The sequence below is a fragment of the Mycoplasma razini genome (assembly GCF_048076865.1).
Taxonomy (GTDB): domain Bacteria; phylum Bacillota_I; class Bacilli_A; order Mycoplasmatales; family Metamycoplasmataceae; genus Mycoplasmopsis.
The window spans coordinates 786,999-804,633 of record NZ_CP182212.1 but is presented as its reverse complement, the minus strand read 5'-3'; the positions used below and the strand labels follow the sequence as shown (position 1 = coordinate 804,633).

At 35.3% G+C, this 17,635-nt stretch carries 9 protein-coding genes, 8 tRNA genes and 2 rRNA genes; 17 read left to right on the top strand and 2 right to left on the bottom strand.

What is annotated here, in order from left to right:
- Positions 1 to 15: 15 nt before the first annotated feature.
- Positions 16 to 228 (bottom strand): TM2 domain-containing protein, encoded by a 213-nt coding sequence (locus ACM0L0_RS03175; protein ID WP_416738518.1) that lies wholly within the window; start codon positions 226 to 228, stop codon positions 16 to 18.
- A gap of 93 nt (positions 229 to 321) precedes the next feature.
- On the opposite strand from ACM0L0_RS03175, the gene lysS reads away from it, so the two are divergent.
- From lysS to fusA, 5 genes are all read left to right on the top strand, one after another.
- Complete coding sequence (gene lysS / locus ACM0L0_RS03170) at positions 322 to 1,785, top strand: lysine--tRNA ligase (protein WP_416738517.1); 1,464 nt, start codon at positions 322 to 324, stop codon at positions 1,783 to 1,785.
- A gap of 231 nt (positions 1,786 to 2,016) precedes the next feature.
- A complete protein-coding gene (lepA, locus tag ACM0L0_RS03165; protein ID WP_416738516.1) occupies positions 2,017 to 3,825 on the top strand; it encodes a translation elongation factor 4 in 1,809 nt (602 codons plus the stop codon).
- Positions 3,826 to 4,739: 914 nt separating this feature from the next.
- Positions 4,740 to 5,150 carry a 30S ribosomal protein S12 gene (gene rpsL, locus ACM0L0_RS03160; protein WP_078747258.1) on the top strand — a complete coding sequence of 137 codons (411 nt, stop codon included), beginning with the start codon at positions 4,740 to 4,742 and terminating at the stop codon, positions 5,148 to 5,150.
- Positions 5,151 to 5,212: 62 nt separating this feature from the next.
- Positions 5,213 to 5,683, top strand: a complete 471-nt coding sequence (gene rpsG, locus ACM0L0_RS03155; RefSeq protein ID WP_305938017.1) for a 30S ribosomal protein S7 — start codon at positions 5,213 to 5,215, stop codon at positions 5,681 to 5,683.
- Between the two features lie 14 nt (positions 5,684 to 5,697).
- Positions 5,698 to 7,788 (top strand): elongation factor G, encoded by a 2,091-nt coding sequence (gene fusA / locus ACM0L0_RS03150; RefSeq protein WP_416738515.1) that lies wholly within the window; start codon positions 5,698 to 5,700, stop codon positions 7,786 to 7,788.
- Between the two features lie 80 nt (positions 7,789 to 7,868).
- On the opposite strand, the gene ACM0L0_RS03145 is transcribed toward fusA, so the two are convergent.
- Positions 7,869 to 9,578 carry a hypothetical protein gene (locus tag ACM0L0_RS03145; RefSeq protein WP_416738514.1) on the bottom strand — a complete coding sequence of 570 codons (1,710 nt, stop codon included), beginning with the start codon at positions 9,576 to 9,578 and terminating at the stop codon, positions 7,869 to 7,871.
- A gap of 202 nt (positions 9,579 to 9,780) precedes the next feature.
- Between ACM0L0_RS03145 and parE the strand changes: the two genes are divergently transcribed.
- The 12 genes from parE (at position 9,781) to ACM0L0_RS03085 (ending at position 17,613) form a co-directional block, all read left to right on the top strand.
- Complete coding sequence (gene parE / locus ACM0L0_RS03140; RefSeq protein WP_416738513.1) at positions 9,781 to 11,706, top strand: DNA topoisomerase IV subunit B; 1,926 nt, start codon at positions 9,781 to 9,783, stop codon at positions 11,704 to 11,706.
- A gap of 89 nt (positions 11,707 to 11,795) precedes the next feature.
- Complete coding sequence (gene rpmB / locus ACM0L0_RS03135) at positions 11,796 to 11,987, top strand: 50S ribosomal protein L28 (RefSeq protein ID WP_416738512.1); 192 nt, start codon at positions 11,796 to 11,798, stop codon at positions 11,985 to 11,987.
- 160 nt (positions 11,988 to 12,147) lie between these two features.
- Positions 12,148 to 13,652, top strand: a 16S ribosomal RNA gene (locus ACM0L0_RS03130).
- Positions 13,653 to 13,920: 268 nt separating this feature from the next.
- Positions 13,921 to 16,805, top strand: a 23S ribosomal RNA gene (locus tag ACM0L0_RS03125).
- Together the 16S and 23S rRNA genes with 8 tRNA genes alongside form the textbook arrangement of a ribosomal RNA operon.
- A 112-nt stretch (positions 16,806 to 16,917) precedes the next feature.
- Positions 16,918 to 16,994: transfer RNA gene (locus ACM0L0_RS03120), tRNA-Pro, on the top strand.
- Positions 16,995 to 16,999: 5 nt separating this feature from the next.
- Positions 17,000 to 17,076 (top strand) — tRNA-Ala (locus tag ACM0L0_RS03115).
- A gap of 5 nt (positions 17,077 to 17,081) precedes the next feature.
- Positions 17,082 to 17,158: transfer RNA gene (locus ACM0L0_RS03110), tRNA-Met, on the top strand.
- 31 nt (positions 17,159 to 17,189) lie between these two features.
- Positions 17,190 to 17,265 (top strand) — tRNA-Ile (locus ACM0L0_RS03105).
- A 1-nt stretch (position 17,266) separates the two neighbouring features.
- Positions 17,267 to 17,359: transfer RNA gene (locus ACM0L0_RS03100), tRNA-Ser, on the top strand.
- A 21-nt stretch (positions 17,360 to 17,380) separates the two neighbouring features.
- Positions 17,381 to 17,455, top strand: a tRNA-Met gene (locus ACM0L0_RS03095).
- Position 17,456: 1 nt separating this feature from the next.
- Positions 17,457 to 17,533 (top strand) — tRNA-Asp (locus tag ACM0L0_RS03090).
- A 4-nt stretch (positions 17,534 to 17,537) separates the two neighbouring features.
- A tRNA-Phe gene (locus ACM0L0_RS03085) sits at positions 17,538 to 17,613 on the top strand.
- Positions 17,614 to 17,635: the final 22 nt, after the last annotated feature.

The following is a 17,635-nucleotide window of genomic DNA, read 5'->3' as shown; positions in this document are numbered from 1 at the left end:
TCCAGGATTGAGTCTTTAAGGTTTGATATATAGACCTTGATTATCTTTTTGTCTTCCGGCAATAGCTAAAATTAAATCGATAATTCATCAAATCAAGAAGCCACCACCTGTTAAGAGTTTAAGTAGGAATAATCCAATACGCCCTCCGTATAAACGATCAATTCCAAATTCTCCAAGGAAGAGAGAAAGTAATAAGTTTACGATGTAACTGCGTGTACTTTTAATCATAAATATAACTCCTTTTAAATATTCTATATTTAATATATTATAAAATAAAATTAATGTATACTATAAATACTATTTTATTTTAGGAGATATTTTATGGAAAAATATACTGAACAAGAACAAATTAGACGTAATAAATTAGATTTTTATAAAGAAAATAATATTGAGGCATTTGCAAAAGCAGATGGATTAAAAGAACTATCATATTCAGATGATATTGAAGCTAAATACAATGCTTTAACAAAAGAAGAATTAGATCAACAAGCTATTCCAGTAGCGATTACAGGAAGAATCTTAACTATGAGAGGACCTTTTATTTTATTAAAAGACTACCATGGAAAAATGCAAGTTTACTTTAACAAAAAAGAACACAGTGAAGAATTAGCTAAATTAGTTGCTTCATTTGACTTAGGTGACATTATTTATGTTGAAGGTAGTGTAATGAAAACACATACAGGTCAAGTTACAGTTAAAGCAGAAAACATTAAACTATTAACTAAATCTCTTAAACCACTTCCTGACAAATACCATGGACTTGCTGATGTTGAAGAAAGATATCGTCACAGATATGTTGATTTAATTGTAAATGATGAATCAATGGCAACATTTTGAACTAGAACAAAAATTATTAGTGAAATCCGTAGATATTTTGATGAACAAGGTTATATGGAAGTTGAAACTCCTTTCTTACATGATTATTTATCAGGAGCTTCAGCTAGACCTTTTACAACACACCACAATGCACTAGATCAAGAATTTGTACTTAGAATTGCAACTGAAATTCCTCTTAAAAAATTACTTGTGGGAGGAGTTGATAAAGTTTATGAAATTGGACGTATTTTCAGAAATGAAGGTATAGATACAACTCATAACCCTGAATTTACTTCAATCGAGTTTTATGAAGCTTATTCAAACCTAGAAGGTATGATGCAACATACTGAAAAATTATTCAAGAGACTAGCTCAAAAATTAGGTAAAGAAACAGTAGTAAACAAAGGTGTTGAAATTAACTTAACAAAACCATTTGCAAGAGTAGACATGGTTGAAGCAGTTTCACAAGCAACTGGAGTAAACTTTAGAGAAATTAACTTTGAGCAAGCTAAAGAAGTAGCAAATAAATATGGTGTTAAAGTACAAAAATTCCACCAATTAGGTCACATTATTAATGAACTATTTGAAGAATTAATTGAAAAAACTTTAATTCAACCTACATTCGTGTATGGACACCCAATTGAAATATCTCCATTAACAGCTAAAGGAAGTGATCCTAGATTCACAGAACGTGCTGAATTATTCATCAATACTAAAGAATATGCCAACATGTATACAGAGCTTTCAGACCCAATTGATCAATTACAACGTTTCCAAGAACAACTTGAAGAAAAGAATAATGGAAATGACGAAGCTAGTGATATCGATTGAGACTTTGTGGAAGCATTAGAATATGGAATGCCTCCTACAGGTGGTTGTGGAATTGGAATTGATCGTTTAACAATGTTACTTGCTGAAAAAGATTCAATTAGAGATGTTCTATTATTCCCTACAATGAAAAGAAGATAATAAAAAAAGCAAAGCATTAGCTTTGTTTTTCTTTTTACCTAGATCACAGGCAAAAAGAAAAAAAGAAAACTCGCCGTGACGAGTTAATTATTAAATGAAAGGCGTGTATATTTAACGCAAGCAGCGATACCTTATAGATATCTCATTCTTGATTTCTCAAGCACTGACATTATTATACACCAATTTGGAAATTTACTAAAAAATTAAAAGAAAAAATATAAAATATATAACATGAACAAAGACAAGATTAGAAACTTCTCAATAATTGCACATATTGATCATGGTAAAAGTACACTTGCAGATAGGATCCTTGAATACACTAATACTGTAGCGAACAGAGATCTAAAAGCTCAGTTTTTAGACTCAATGGATCTAGAACAAGAACGTGGAATTACCATTAAATTGAATGCTGTGCAAATAAAATATAAAGATTATATTTTCCATTTAATTGATACTCCGGGACACGTGGACTTTAACTATGAAGTATCACGTTCTTTGGCTGCGTCTGAAGGTGCTTTACTATTAGTGGATGCTACTCAAGGTATTGAAGCACAAACATTAGCTAATGTTTACTTAGCACTTGAAAATGATCTTGAAATCTTACCTGTAATAAATAAGATTGATTTGCCAAGTGCTAATGTAGAAGAAGTAAAAGAAGAAATTGAAAATGTAATCGGAATTTCAACTGATAATGCAATTTTAGTTTCAGCTAAAACCGGACAAGGTGTTCCTGAGTTATTAGATGCAATAGTTAAATATATTCCTGCTCCAAAAGATGCTGATGATAATAAGCCTTTAAAAGCCTTAATTTTTGATAGCTATTTTGATCCATATCGTGGAGTTGTTATGCTAATCCGTGTCTTTGAAGGAAAACTTAAAACAGGTGATAGATTTATCTTTATGTCTCGTCCAGCTGAAGAGCAAGCCTACCACGTAATTGATTTAGGGGTAAGAAACCCTTATGAAACTAAGAAGGATGAATTAGTAGCAGGTGAAGTTGGATGAGTTTCAGCAGCAATTAGAGATGCTAAAGAAGTGCACGTTGGTGATACTATTACTCTAGCTGAAAACCCTACAGATAAAGCTCTACCAGGGTATAAAAAGATGAAGCCAGTAGTCTTTACTGGATTTTATCCAATTGATACTAGAGATTACATGGACTTAAAAGAATCACTTGAAAAAATTTCTTTAAGTGACTCTTCAATTACTTGAGAGCAAGAAACTTCAAAAGCTTTAGGATTTGGGTTTAGAGTCGGATTCTTAGGTATGTTACACATGGAGATCTTACAAGAACGTTTAGATCGTGAATATAAAGTAGGAATTATAGCTACCTCTCCTTCTGTAGAATATAAAGTAACTACTACAAAAGGTGAAGTCGAAATGATTTCTAACCCTACATTATTCCCAGATCGAACATTCATTGAAAAAATAGAAGAACCTTATGTGGAAGCAAGTATTTTTGTGCCTAATGAATATATTGGAAATGTAATGGAATTATGTCAAAATAAACGTGGGATTTATAAAGCATTAGAAACAGTTGATTCAAGACGTTCAAAAGTTGTTTATGAGCTTCCACTAGCTGAAACAATTTTTGATTTCTTTGACAGATTAAAGAGTACTACTAAAGGATATGCCTCATTTGAATATGAATGAATTGGATATCGCGAATCAGATTTAGTTAAAGTAGACATTTTATTAAATGGAGATAAAGTGGATGCTTTCTCAATTATTACACACCGTGAAAAAGCTTATGAAGCAGCAAGAGAACTATGTCAAAAACTTAAGGATGCTATCCCTAGACAAAACTTTGAAGTCCCTGTCCAAGCCACAATTGGTGGGAAGATCATTGCTAGAGAAACAATTAAAGCTTACCGTAAAGATGTTACTGCCAAACTATATGGTGGTGATGTAACTCGTCGTCAAAAACTTCTTAAGAAACAAAAAGAAGGTAAAAAACGTATGAAAAAACTTGGGTCAATTGAAGTACCACAAGAAGCCTTCTTATCAGTATTAAAAACTAATATTGATCCTAAAAAATAATATAAATCAAAGAATGGAACATTTGCTTCCATTTTTTCTTTGCCCTTATAAAGACAAAGAAAAAACCTTTTAGGAAGGTTAGAATAGAATTATAGGCACTATGAATAATTAATGTGACATGATGAAATATAGATTAGAAATTAGCACTTGTAATGGTGTCTAAATAGGTAAAAGTTTTTAGAAAATGATGTGGTTCTAATGCTTAAATAAAGTAAATACTAAATTATTTTTGAAAAAATTTCTTAAACTCTGTACTTTTAATAGTTTACAAATATTCTTTCAAACTATCTATTGAGGTAAAATACTGTTCAATTTTTCAAGATAAGTCAACATCAAGCACCCTATTTAAACTGATTTCTAAAAATCATCGAGATATTGTGTTTTTAAAATAAATTATCATGAACACTGTCATTAATATTCAAATTTTTTTTGCGATAAATTACTCAATTTATAATGTAAGAACCCTAATAAAATAGAAAATAACATTGTTAAATATTTAAAAGCTGATTGATGATTGGTTAAATATAAAATTAAGCTAGTTGAATCCATACACAAAAAGAAACTTATTAAAAATTGAATTCATATAGGCATTCAATAGAGAAAAAATGTTCCTAATTCTTGACATAATTTCTCCTTTTTAATGTCTTAACCAATATCTTATAAAATAAATGTTACTTTAATTATCGGCGTTTATAAATAAAATTAAAAATATGTCAATCTAACCTAAATAATTTTAGAAAAGTAAAATATACTTTCACAAAGTATCCCTAAAAATAGGAATAAAAAAAATAAAAAAGTTTGACACACTCGGCTAAGTTGTTATATAATAGTTTTGCTATTTTAGATAGCCTAAAATTTTTATTAGAATTAATCTTATTTTTATTACAAACAAAAATAAACGAAAGGAAGCAAAAATGCCAACAACTAATCAATTAGTTACAAATGGTCGTAGCTCAAAAACAAGAAAGCAAAATGCTCCTGCATTAAGCTTAAGCTACAACTCATTAATCAAAAAAGCTAAAAAAATGGCTTCACCATTTAAACGTGGTGTATGTACTCGTGTTGCAACAATGACACCTAAAAAACCTAACTCAGCTTTACGTAAATACGCTCGTGTTAAGTTATCAAACGGAATGGAAGTTACAGCTTACATCCCTGGTGAAGGGCACAACTTACAAGAACACTCTGTTGTTTTAATCCGTGGAGGTCGTGTTAAAGACTTACCTGGGGTTAGATACCACATCGTTCGTGGAACACAAGATGCTGCTGGTGTAGCAAAACGTAACCAAGGACGTAGTTTATACGGAGCTAAAAAAGCTAAATAATAAAAGCATAATTTTATTGAATTAATAACATAAACACACATTAAAAAATTAGGAGGACAATTATGTCAAGAAAGAAAAGTGCACCTATCCGTGAAGTACTTGCAGATCCAGTTTTTAATTCTGTAATCGTTACAAAATTAATTAACCAAATTATGCTTGACGGAAAGAAATCAATTGCTCAAGATATTTTATATTCAGCATTTAACATTATTAAAGAAAAAACAAATAGAGAACCAATGGAAGTTTTCTTAGAAGCTGTGGAAAACATTACTCCACAATTAGAAATTAGAACAAGAAGAATTGGTGGAACAAACTACCAAGTTCCTACAGAAGTTTCTCCACGTAGAAAACAAACATTAGCACTTAGATGATTAGTGCAATACTCTAGATTAAGAAACGAAAAAACAATGGATGTTCGTTTAGCTAACGAAATCATTGACGCATCAAACAAAACAGGTGGAGCTATCAAGAAACGTGAAGACACACATAAAATGGCAGAAGCTAACCGTGCTTTCGCTCATTTCAGATGATAGTTTTATAGGAATATATGGCTAGAGAATATGAATTAAAAGATTACCGTAACATCGGTATTATGGCCCACATTGATGCAGGTAAAACAACAACTACAGAAAGAATTTTATTCCACACAGGAAAAATTCACAAAATTGGTGAAACACACGATGGTGCTTCACAAATGGACTGAATGGCTCAAGAACAAGAACGTGGAATTACAATTACATCAGCTGCTACAACAGCTTTCTGAAAAGGAAAAAGAATTAACATTATCGATACTCCAGGTCACGTTGACTTCACAGTTGAAGTTGAACGTTCACTTCGTGTATTAGATGGTGCTGTAGCTGTACTTGATGCCCAATCAGGTGTTGAACCACAAACAGAAACAGTTTGAAGACAAGCTACAAACTACAAAGTTCCACGTATCGTTTACGTTAACAAAATGGATAAAGCTGGTGCAGATTTCGCTGCTTCAGTTGCTTCAGTTAAACATCGTTTAGGTGGAAATGCAGTTGCTATCCAATGACCTATTGGTGCAGAATCAGACTTCGAAGGAATTATTGACTTAGTTACTTTAGAAGCTATTAAATACAATGGGGAAGCTCAAGAAGAAGAATTCCCAACAGAAATTCCAGCTCACTTAGTTGACATCGTTAAAGAAAAACGTCAAGAATTATTAGAAGCAGTTGCTAACTTTGACGAAGACATGATGATGGTTGTTTTAGAAGGTGGAGACGTAACAGTTGAAGAATTCAAGAAAGCAATTAGAAAAGCTACATTAACATCAGAATTCTTCCCAGTAGTATGTGGTACATCATTCAAAAACAAAGGTGTTAAGAGAATGATCGACGCTGTTGTTGATTACTTACCATCACCACTTGATGTTCCAGCTATCCCAGCTTACGATGGAGAACACACAGTTCACGTTGAAGCTACAGATGATGGATACTTTGCTGGTTTAGCATTCAAAGTTATGACTGACCCATATGTTGGATCATTAACATTCTTCAGAGTTTACCGTGGAGTTCTAGAAAAAGGAAGCTACGTATACAACTCAACTAAAGAACAAAAAGAACGTATTGGACGTATCTTACAAATGCACGCAAACAACCGTGTTGAAATCGATGAATGTCGTGCAGGAGATATCGCTGCTGCTGTTGGTCTTAAATACACAACAACAGGTGATACTTTAATTGACGAAAAATCACCAAAAATCGTTCTAGAAAAAATGGTTTTCCCAGAACCAGTTATTTCACAAGCTCTTGAACCAGAATCAAAAGCTGCTACAGAAAAACTTTCATTAGGACTTCAAAAATTAGCTGCTGAAGACCCTACATTTAGAACATACACAGATGAAGAAACAGGACAAACAATTATTGCTGGTATGGGTGAATTACACCTTGACATCATTGTTGATCGTCTAAAACGTGAATTCGGTGTTAAAGCTAAAGTTGGAGCACCTCAAGTTTCATACCGTGAAACAATCACAATCCCAGCTGAAGTTGAAGGAAAACACATCAAACAATCTGGTGGTAAAGGACAATACGGACACGTATGAATTAAATTTGAACCAAACCCAGATGGTGGATTTGAATTCGTTGACAAAATCGTTGGTGGTAAAATTCCTAAAGAATACATTAAATCAATTCAAAAAGGACTTGAAGAAAAAATGGCTGCTGGTATTTTAGCAGGTTACCCAATGATTGATATTAAAGCTACATTATTTGATGGATCATACCACGATGTTGACTCTTCTGAAATGGCTTACAAAATTGCTGCTTCTAAAGCACTTACAAAAGCTAAAGATAAAATTGGTACAGTATTACTTGAACCTATCATGGATGTTGCAGTAGTTGTTCCTGCAGACCACATGGGGGATGTAATTGGTGACTTATCACGTCGTAGAGGACTTGTTAATGATCAAGAACAAAGAAATGATGGAGCTGTTATTGTTAAAGCTATGGTTCCACTTTCAGAAATGTTTGGATACTCAACAGAACTTAGATCTATGACAAGTGGTCGTGGAACATACCAAATGCAATTCGACCACTACGAAAAATGTCCTAAATCAATCGCTGATGAAATCATCAAACGTAGAAACATTCAAGATAAAGATGAAGATTAATTATCATTCATTCAATAATTTAGGTTGGCTTTAGCCAGCCTTTTTATTATTAAAAAAGCTACCATGAGGTAGCTTTTAACTTATTTATCAAGACTGATTTCAGACTCTATTTTATCTTTATTATCGTTTTTAGAAATATGTAAGGATTCTAATAAACTATTATTTAAATAATCTGTAATAAAGTATTTATTTGCACCAATTTGTTGAGTGGTAAAACTTTTAGAGATAAATTCTGTATATAATGTTTTATCGTTTTTATTATCTTTAGTAAGTTCATCATATTTCTTAGATATTGCAAGGATATCATTTCCTGTAATTCCAGTATTTTGTGTATTAACATAAACTTCTAAAGGCTTTCCTGTATCAATAATAGGTATAATAAATGACATAGTATTAGAAGATTCTTTTACTGGTTCATCTGCTTGATAAATGGTGTTGATCTCATCATTTAATACTTTTAAATAGTCAACAAATTTGGTATTTGAATTTTGTGCAAGAATACGAGTTGCTTGAGCTTGAAATACATTTTGATAATTTTCTTTAAATTGTTGATAACTTAATAGTGTTTTAGTTGCAAAATTTGGACCTGTTTTTTTAAAATTTGATGGTTCATAATTGATAAAGACTTGATTTTCATGTCCGGGATAAATTACTACGGAAGGAATATTACCTTTTTGAGATACATTTAATTGCATATCAATCTTATAGTATTTCACCTTTAAATTTGGATCATATTTCTTCATAATGTTATATCTTGATGAAGTGGTAAGGAATTTATCAAGATTAAATTTGGCTGATTTTGATGGAGTAACTTCTTGATATGAAATATTAGCAACAGGATTAATATTTTTCTTAGCTGCAACATTGTATGATAATGGTGATAAATAATCTGCCTTATTTTGTAATAAATCAGTTAAAAGATCATTATCTTTAATTTTAATGTCATAGTATCAATTAGGGATATTAATAGCTGTATTGTCAAATTTAGAAGTATAGTAATTATTTTCAGCTGTTCAATATGGCTTATATTCTAATTTTGAAGATATTTTAGCAAATAATGCATTAATTGGGATAGTTTTAAATCAATTTAAGTTATATGCAGGGAAGCGATTTATCACACTTAAAGTTTGATATTGACTAAGTTTTTCTTCATCTAATTTTAAATCTGTAATAACTTTTTCACTTTCTTTATTAATACCAATATCATGTTTTGTTTTATCAACTAAACTGAATTCATCAGTTGTATTGTAATAATATGGATCAATTTTGTTTTTAGTAATTAACTCACTCAAATAAATTCTAGGAACACTAATTCTAGAATCAAATTTAAAGCTTGTTCCAAAAGCATTTATATCATCATATATCACCGGAGTTTGTGCAGATACAGCCTTAATTAAGGAAGAATTAATGTTATACAATCAATATTCTAAAAAGTTATTAATAGTATTGATGTTGCTTCAAGCTTTGATCTTTTCGTTTTCTGTAAAGGTAGATATGTCATCATTGTTAATTGTCATATCAGTAATTAAAGCTTTTAAACTGTTTAGTTCGTCAGCTTTAACTTCTTTTTGTGCATTAAGATGTTTTACAACTGCTGATAAAGTATCCAAGTCATATAAATTTGATACTTTATCAGGTATTATTACATTTAATCCAGAAATTGCACTTAAATCAGCATTTATTTTATTACTTTGATTTTGGTTATTTTTATCATTACAAGCAGTGGTAATAGATGCAATTAATAATGCTTGTGTAGTTATAGCACCTAATATCAAATTTTTGAATTTCATTTTTTCCTCTATTCATATTAAAAAAATATTTATTTTATATATCTTAATGTTGCATTATTTTCTTTAAAAAATGAATTTGTGGAAAATTTTTCAATTTTTCACAAATATAACTATTGGGTAGTGCTAAGAATTTGAAAATTGTTCCACAATAAGAGTAAAAATGATATAAGAAATAAGAGAAAAAAGCTTTATAATTAAATTTATGAGTAAAACACAAGAATATAATGCAAGTAGTATTCAACAATTGAAAGGACTAGAAGCTGTTAGAAAAAGACCAGGAATGTATATCGGCGGAACTGATGTACATGGTTTGCACCATCTAGTTTGAGAAATTGTTGATAACGCAATTGATGAAGCGCTAGCTGGATATGCTACAAATATTGATGTTATTTTACATGAAGATGATTCTGTAGAAGTTATTGATAATGGACGTGGAATTCCAGTTGATAAAATGAAGGGGCAAAATCGTACAGCAGTTGAATTAATTTTTACTGAGCTACATGCTGGTGGAAAATTTAATTCAGGTGCTTATAAAACTTCTGGAGGACTACATGGTGTGGGATCTTCAGTAGTTAATGCCTTATCAACTAAATTAGTTGCTACAGTATCAAGGGATAAAAAAGTTTATGAAACTGTATTTCAGCAAGATACTATTTTAGTTCATACACACGAAATTGGTACAAGTAAGAGCAATTGAACTGCAATTCGCTTTTGACCAGACTATGCATTTTTCAAACGTGCTAAATTAAGCTTTGATAAAATCTCAGAAAGATTGAAAGAAAGCTCATTTCTAATTTCTAATTTAAAAATCACATTAGATGATCGTAAAAATAATAAAAAAGAAATTTATGAATATTCAAAAGGACTTGAATCATTTTTAAATTTTATAAATGATTCAAAGATCAGTATTACTGCTCCAGTTTCATATAAAGATAGTAAAAAGGATATTGAAGTAGATTTTGCTTTCCAATGAACTGACTCTTATAATGAAATTATTTTAAGTTTCGTAAATAATGTTAAAACGCGTGATGGTGGAACACATGAAATGGGGCTTAAGTCAGCTTTTACTAAAACCTTTAATGAATTTGCTATCCGTGAAGGAATTGTAAAAAATGGTAAGTTATTTGATGGTGATGATATAAGAGAAGGACTCTCATGTATTATTTCATTGAAGATTCCCGAAAATTTACTTGAGTTTGTGGGGCAAACTAAAGATAAATTAGGGACTCCTGAGGCTAAAAACGTAGTTGAAGAAGTTGTTTCTAAATATTTAGAAATTTGAATTAATGAAAATAAAACAGCTGCAAAAGATGTTTTAGACAAAGTAAAACGAGCTTATGAACTTCGCATGGAAGAAAGAAAGCTAAGAGAAGAAAGTCGAAAAACTAAAAAGATAGCCAATGAAAAATTAATCTTAAGTGATAAATTAACACCTGCTACTTCAAAAAACTCTGATGAAAAAGAATTATTTTTAGTTGAAGGGGATTCAGCTGGTGGTAGTGCTAAAAGTGGACGTGATAGAAAGTTCCAAGCTATCTTGCCACTTAGAGGAAAAGTAATTAACTCTGAAAAGAAAAAAATTAGTGAAGTGCTTAAAAATATTGAAATTAGTACAATCATTAATACTATAGGGGCTGGTTTTGGAAAAGACTTTGATCTAGAAAAAGCACAATATAATAAGATTATTATTATGACAGATGCTGATACAGACGGGGCTCATATTCAAGTTTTACTATTAACTTTCTTCTATCGTTTTATGAAACAATTAATTGAAAAAGGACGTGTTTATATTGCACTTCCCCCTTTATATAAGGTAAGCGGAAAAAATTCTAAGAAAATTCAGTATGCTTGAGACGAAGAACAACTAAAGGATATTTTAGAAACTATTAAAGAAGCTTATGAATTGCAAAGATATAAAGGTCTTGGCGAAATGAATGCTGATCAATTATGAGAAACTACAATGGATCCTAAGACAAGAACTTTAATTCAAGCTACAATTGAAGATGCTTCATTAGCCGAAAGAAGAGTTAGTGTACTTATGGGAGAAAATGCAGAATTCAGAAAAGATTGAATTGATAATAATGTAGATTTCTCAAATGAAGATGATTTTTTCGAACAAGTTTTATAAAAAAGAATTTTTTGTTATAATAAATGCAATTTAATTTATAATAATCTCGATAATCGATTTTAATTAGCTAACTAAAGAAAGGATTATTTATGTCAAGAAGAGATGTTCTAACAGGAAAAGGACCTCAATCAGGAAACAAACGTTCTCACGCTTTAAACGCATCAAAGAGAAAATTTAATCCTAACTTACAAAAAGTAAGAGTAATGATTGATGGTCAAAAGATGACTCTTAAAGTTAGTGCTAAAACACTAAAGACTTTAAAAAACAAAGGAATGATATAATAAAAAAATCATTCGTTCGAACGATAATAAAAAAATACCAAAAAAGGTATTTTTTTATTTTGCATTTCAAAAATCTGTTATATAATAATATCGCTTGTTAAATGAAAAGCAAATAAAGTTCTTTGAAAACTAGATATATACAATGTACATGACAGTCAATTTTTTCGAGAGTTTGATCCTGGCTCAGGATGAACGCTGGCTGTGTGCCTAATACATGCATGTCGAGCGGAGTTCTTCGGAACTTAGCGGCGAATGGGTGAGTAACACGTACTTAACGTACCTTCTAGATTGGGATAACGCTGAGAAATTAGCGCTAATACCGGATACTTATAAGAAACGCATGTTTTTTATATAAAAGGAGCCTTTAAAGCTCCACTAGAAGATCGGGGTGCGGAACATTAGCTAGTTGGTAAGGTAATGGCTTACCAAGGCTATGATGTTTAACGGGGTTGAGAGACTGATCCGTCACACTGGGACTGAGATACGGCCCAGACTCCTACGGGAGGCAGCAGTAGGGAATTTTCCACAATGGGCGAAAGCCTGATGGAGCGACACAGCGTGCAGGATGAAGGCCTTCGGGTTGTAAACTGCTGTTATTTAGGATGAAAAATAATAGAGGAAATGCTATTATCTTGACAGTACTAAATCAGAAAGCAACGGCTAACTATGTGCCAGCAGCCGCGGTAATACATAGGTTGCAAGCGTTATCCGGAATTATTGGGCGTAAAGCGTCTGTAGGTTGTTAGTTAAGTCTGGCGTCAAAACTTGGGGCTCAACCCCAAATCGCGTTGGATACTGGCTAACTAGAATTGTGTAGAGGTTAACGGAATTCCTTGTGAAGCGGTGAAATGCGTAGATATAAGGAAGAACATCAACTTGGCGAAGGCAGTTAACTGGGCACATATTGACACTGAGAGACGAAAGCGTGGGAGCAAACAGGATTAGATACCCTGGTAGTCCACGCCGTAAACGATGATGATTAGCTGATGGGAACCATCGGCGCAGCTAACGCATTAAATCATCCGCCTGAGTAGTATGCTCGCAAGAGTGAAACTTAAAGGAATTGACGGGGATCCGCACAAGCGGTGGAGCATGTGGTTTAATTTGAAGATACGCGTAGAACCTTACCCACTCTTGACATCTTCTGCAAAGCTATAGAGATATAGTGGAGGTTAACAGAATGACAGATGGTGCATGGTTGTCGTCAGCTCGTGTCGTGAGATGTTCGGTTAAGTCCTGCAACGAGCGCAACCCTTATCCTTAGTTAAATATCCTAAGGAGACTGCCCGGGTAACTGGGAGGAAGGTGGGGACGACGTCAAATCATCATGCCTCTTACGAGTGGGGCAACACACGTGCTACAATGGAAGGTACAAAGAGAAGCAATATGGCGACATGGAGCAAATCTCAAAAACCTTTCTCAGTTCGGATTGTAGTCTGCAACTCGACTACATGAAGTCGGAATCGCTAGTAATCGTAGATCAGCTACGCTACGGTGAATACGTTCTCGGGTCTTGTACACACCGCCCGTCACACCATGGGAGCTGGTAATGCCCGAAGTCGGTTTAGTCAACTACGGAGACAACTGCCTAAGGCAGGACTGGTGACTGGGGTGAAGTCGTAACAAGGTATCCCTACGAGAACGTGGGGATGGATTACCTCCTTTCTACGGAGTACACATAATAACAATTTATTGTTACTTTAATTACCTTTTTATAAAACAAATAATTTTGTCATGGGATATATCTAGTTTTGAGAGAACTTTCTCTCTATGTTCTTTGAAAACTGAATAGTAAAGATATTAATATAACAACGACATCAAAAAATAAATTAATTAGTCAATTTGTTTTGTGATACCGAGAAATTATTAGAAATAATAATTCGTTAAAATGTCTTTGAATACATCAACAACAATAGGAAAATATTGTTACAACTTTTAAATAAGTAAGAGTTTGTGGTGGATGCCTTGGGTCTGAAAGTCGATGAAGGACGTGATTACCTGCGATAAGCCTCGTGGAGCTGGATATAAGCAACGAAACGGGGATTTCCGAATGGGGAAACCTAACTAGAGTAATGTCTAGTTGCTATGGAATGAATAAAATAGTTCCATTTGCGAGACACGTTGTGAACTGAAACATCTTAGTAGCAACAGGAAGAGAAAATAAAAATGATTTCATCAGTAGCGGCGAGCGAACGTGAAAGAGCCCAAACCAGTTTTTAAACTGGGGTTGTAGGACTATCTACATAAAGTTACAAATCTTTGTTATAGCAGAATAGTTTGGGAAAACTAAGCACAGAGGGTGATACTCCCGTATGTGAAATGGCAAGGACTTTTGATAGTATCCTGAGTAGGGCGGGGCACGTGAAACCCTGTCTGAATCTGCCGGGACCATCCGGTAAGGCTAAATACTAATCAGACACCGATAGTGAACTAGTACCGTGAGGGAAAGGTGAAAAGAACCCCGGGAGGGGAGTGAAATAGAATCTGAAACCACTTACTTACAATTAGTCAGAGCCCGTTAATGGGTGATGGCGTACATCTTGCAGTATGGACCGGCGAGTTATGTTAACATGCGAGGTTAAGCAGAAAAAGCGGAGCCGCAGAGAAATCGAGTCTTAATAGGGCGACTAGTATGTTGACATATACCCGAAACCATGTGATCTATTCATGAGCAGGCTGAAGCTTGGTTAATCCCAAGTGGAGGGCCGAACCGTAGTACGCTGAAAAGTGCCCGGATGACTTGTGAATAGCGGAGAAATTCCAATCGAACTTGGAGATAGCTGGTTCTCCTCGAAATAGCTTTAGGGCTAGCGTGTGATGTTAAACTTTGATGGTAGAGCACTGAATATGGAATGGCCACGTCTAGTGGTACTGACTATAATCAAACTCCGAATATCATTGTGTATTATCATGCAGTCGGAACCGGGGTGCTAACGTCCCGGCTCGCGAGGGCAACAACCCAGATCGTCGGCTAAGGTCCCAAAATCGTGTTAAGTCAGAAAGGTTGTGAGATTTCATAAACAACTAGGAGGTTGGCTTAGAAGCAGCCATCCTTTAAAGAGTGCGTAATAGCTCACTAGTCAAGAGATCTTGCGCCAATAATGTAACGGGAGTAAAACACGATACCGAAGCCACGGGTACATTTAGTACGTTAGAGGAGCGTTCTTAATGCGGCGAAGTCAGACCGTGAGGACTGGTGGAGCGTTAAGAAGTGAGAATGCCGGTATGAGTAACGATTTGAGGTGAGAATCCTCAACGCCTATTGGGAAAGGTTTCCTGGGGAAGGTTCGTCCACCCAGGGTTAGTCAGGACCTAAGGAGAGGCTGAAAAGCGTATCCGATGGACAACAGGTTAATATTCCTGTACCACCTGCGTAAGTGATGGAGTGACGAAGAAGGATAGCACTACCTATTATCGGATTTAGGGATAAGTGATAACTGGTGAATATAGTTAAATGCGTATTCTACAACCGGGAGTCATTATGTAGAGCCACTTGTGGCAAATTGTGTGATTTCATACTTCCAAGAAAAGCTTCTAAGCGTTATAAAACAAAAGGTGCCTGTACCGAGAACGGACACACGTTCCCAAGATGAGTATTCTAAGGCGAGCGAGAAAACCAATGTTAAGGAACTCTGCAAATTAACCCCGTAAGTTCGCGAGAAGGGGTGCCAACTTCGGTTGGCCACAGTAAATTGTGAGGGGCAACTGTTTATCAAAAACACAGCTCTCTGCTAAATCGTAAGATGAAGTATAGGGGTGAAGCCTGCCCAGTGCCCGAAGGTTAAGCGGATTTGTTAGCTTACGCGAAGCATTGAAGTGAAGCCCGGGTGAACGGCGGCCGTAACTATAACGGTCCTAAGGTAGCGAAATTCCTTGTCGGCTAAATACTGACCTGCACGAAAGGCGCAATGATCTCTCAACTGTCTCAACATTGGACTCGGTGAAATTATGGTCCCAGTGAAAACGCTGGGTACCCGCATCAAGACGAAAAGACCCCATGGAGCTTTACTACAACTTCGTATTGAAACTTGGCCTAACATGTGTAGGATAGGTGGGAGACAATGAGGCTAGGACGCCAGTTCTAGATTAGTCGACCTTGAAATACCACCCTTGGTATGTTGAGTTTCTAACCTGCCACCGTAATCCGGTGGGGAGACAGTGCGTGGTGGGTAGTTTGACTGGGGCGGTCGCCTCCTAAAAGGTAACGGAGGCGTTCAAAGGTACACTCAATACGGTCAGAAACCGTATGCAGAGCGCAAAGGTAGAAGTGTGCTTGACTGCGAGACCTACAAGTCGAGCAGGTGCGAAAGCAGGACTTAGTGATCCGGCTGTACGTCATGGAACGGCAGTCGCTCAACGGATAAAAGTTACCCTGGGGATAACAGGCTTATCTTGCCCAAGAGATCGCATCGACGGCAAGGTTTGGCACCTCGATGTCGGCTCATCGCATCCTGGAGCTGGAGTCGGTTCCAAGGGTTTGGCTGTTCGCCAATTAAAGCGGTACGCGAGCTGGGTTCAGAACGTCGTGAGACAGTTCGGTCCCTATCTGATGTGGGCGTTGGAATATTGATGAGAGCTGCTCTTAGTACGAGAGGACCGGAGTGGACGTACCGCTGGTGTTCCAGTTGTTCCGCCAGGAGCATAGCTGGGTAGCTAAGTACGGAAGGGATAACCGCTGAAAGCATCTAAGTGGGAAGCCTCCTCAGAGATAAGTATTCCCTTGAAATTCCTTGTAGACTACGAGGTTGATAGGATGGAAGTGTAAGTGTAGTAATACATTTAGCTGACCATTACTAATAAATTGATAGGTTTAAAAGTTAATGTATTCAGACATTTTAATGAATTATTTAATTACTATTCAGTTTCCAAAGAACATAAAAAAATTTTTTGGAACTAAAAAAAGTTATAGTATAATATAAACGCAGTTCTTGGAGAAGTAGCTCAGTTTGGTAGAGCACTACATTTGGGCTGTAGTGGTCGCAGGTTCAAATCCTGTCTTCTTCACCATTTATGGGGGGTTAGCTCATTTGGCTAGAGCGCCTGCCTTGCACGCAGGAGGTGGTGGGTTCGAATCCCATACTCTCCACCATTTATGGCACTGTAGCTCAGTTGGTTAGAGCATCCGGTTCATACCCGGAAGGTCATGAGTTCGAATCTCATCGGTGCTACCATTTTTATACTATTTAAAACTGACTAACAGTCGGACCTATAGCTCAATGGTTAGAGCAACCGGCTCATAACCGGTCGGTTACAGGTTCGAGTCCTGTTGGGTCCACCAAGGGTGATTACCCAAGTCTGGCTGAAGGGACTAGTCTTGAAAACTAGCAGGGGCTTCACGGCCCGCGGGGGTTCGAATCCCTCATCACCCGCCAACTTAAATAGTATAAAGTTATAGCAGAGTGGAGCAGTGGAAGCTCGTCGGGCTCATAACCCGAAGGTCGAAAGTTCAATTCTTTCCTCTGCAACCATGGTCCAGTGGTAAAGTGGTTTAATACGCCTCCCTGTCACGGAGGAGATCGCGGGTTCAATTCCCGTCTGGACCGCCATTTTGGCCTTGTAGCTCAGTTGGTAGAGCAACAGATTGAAGCTCTGTGTGTCGCTGGTTCGATTCCTGCCGAGGCCACCAAAAATTCCTCTATTTTGTTAGC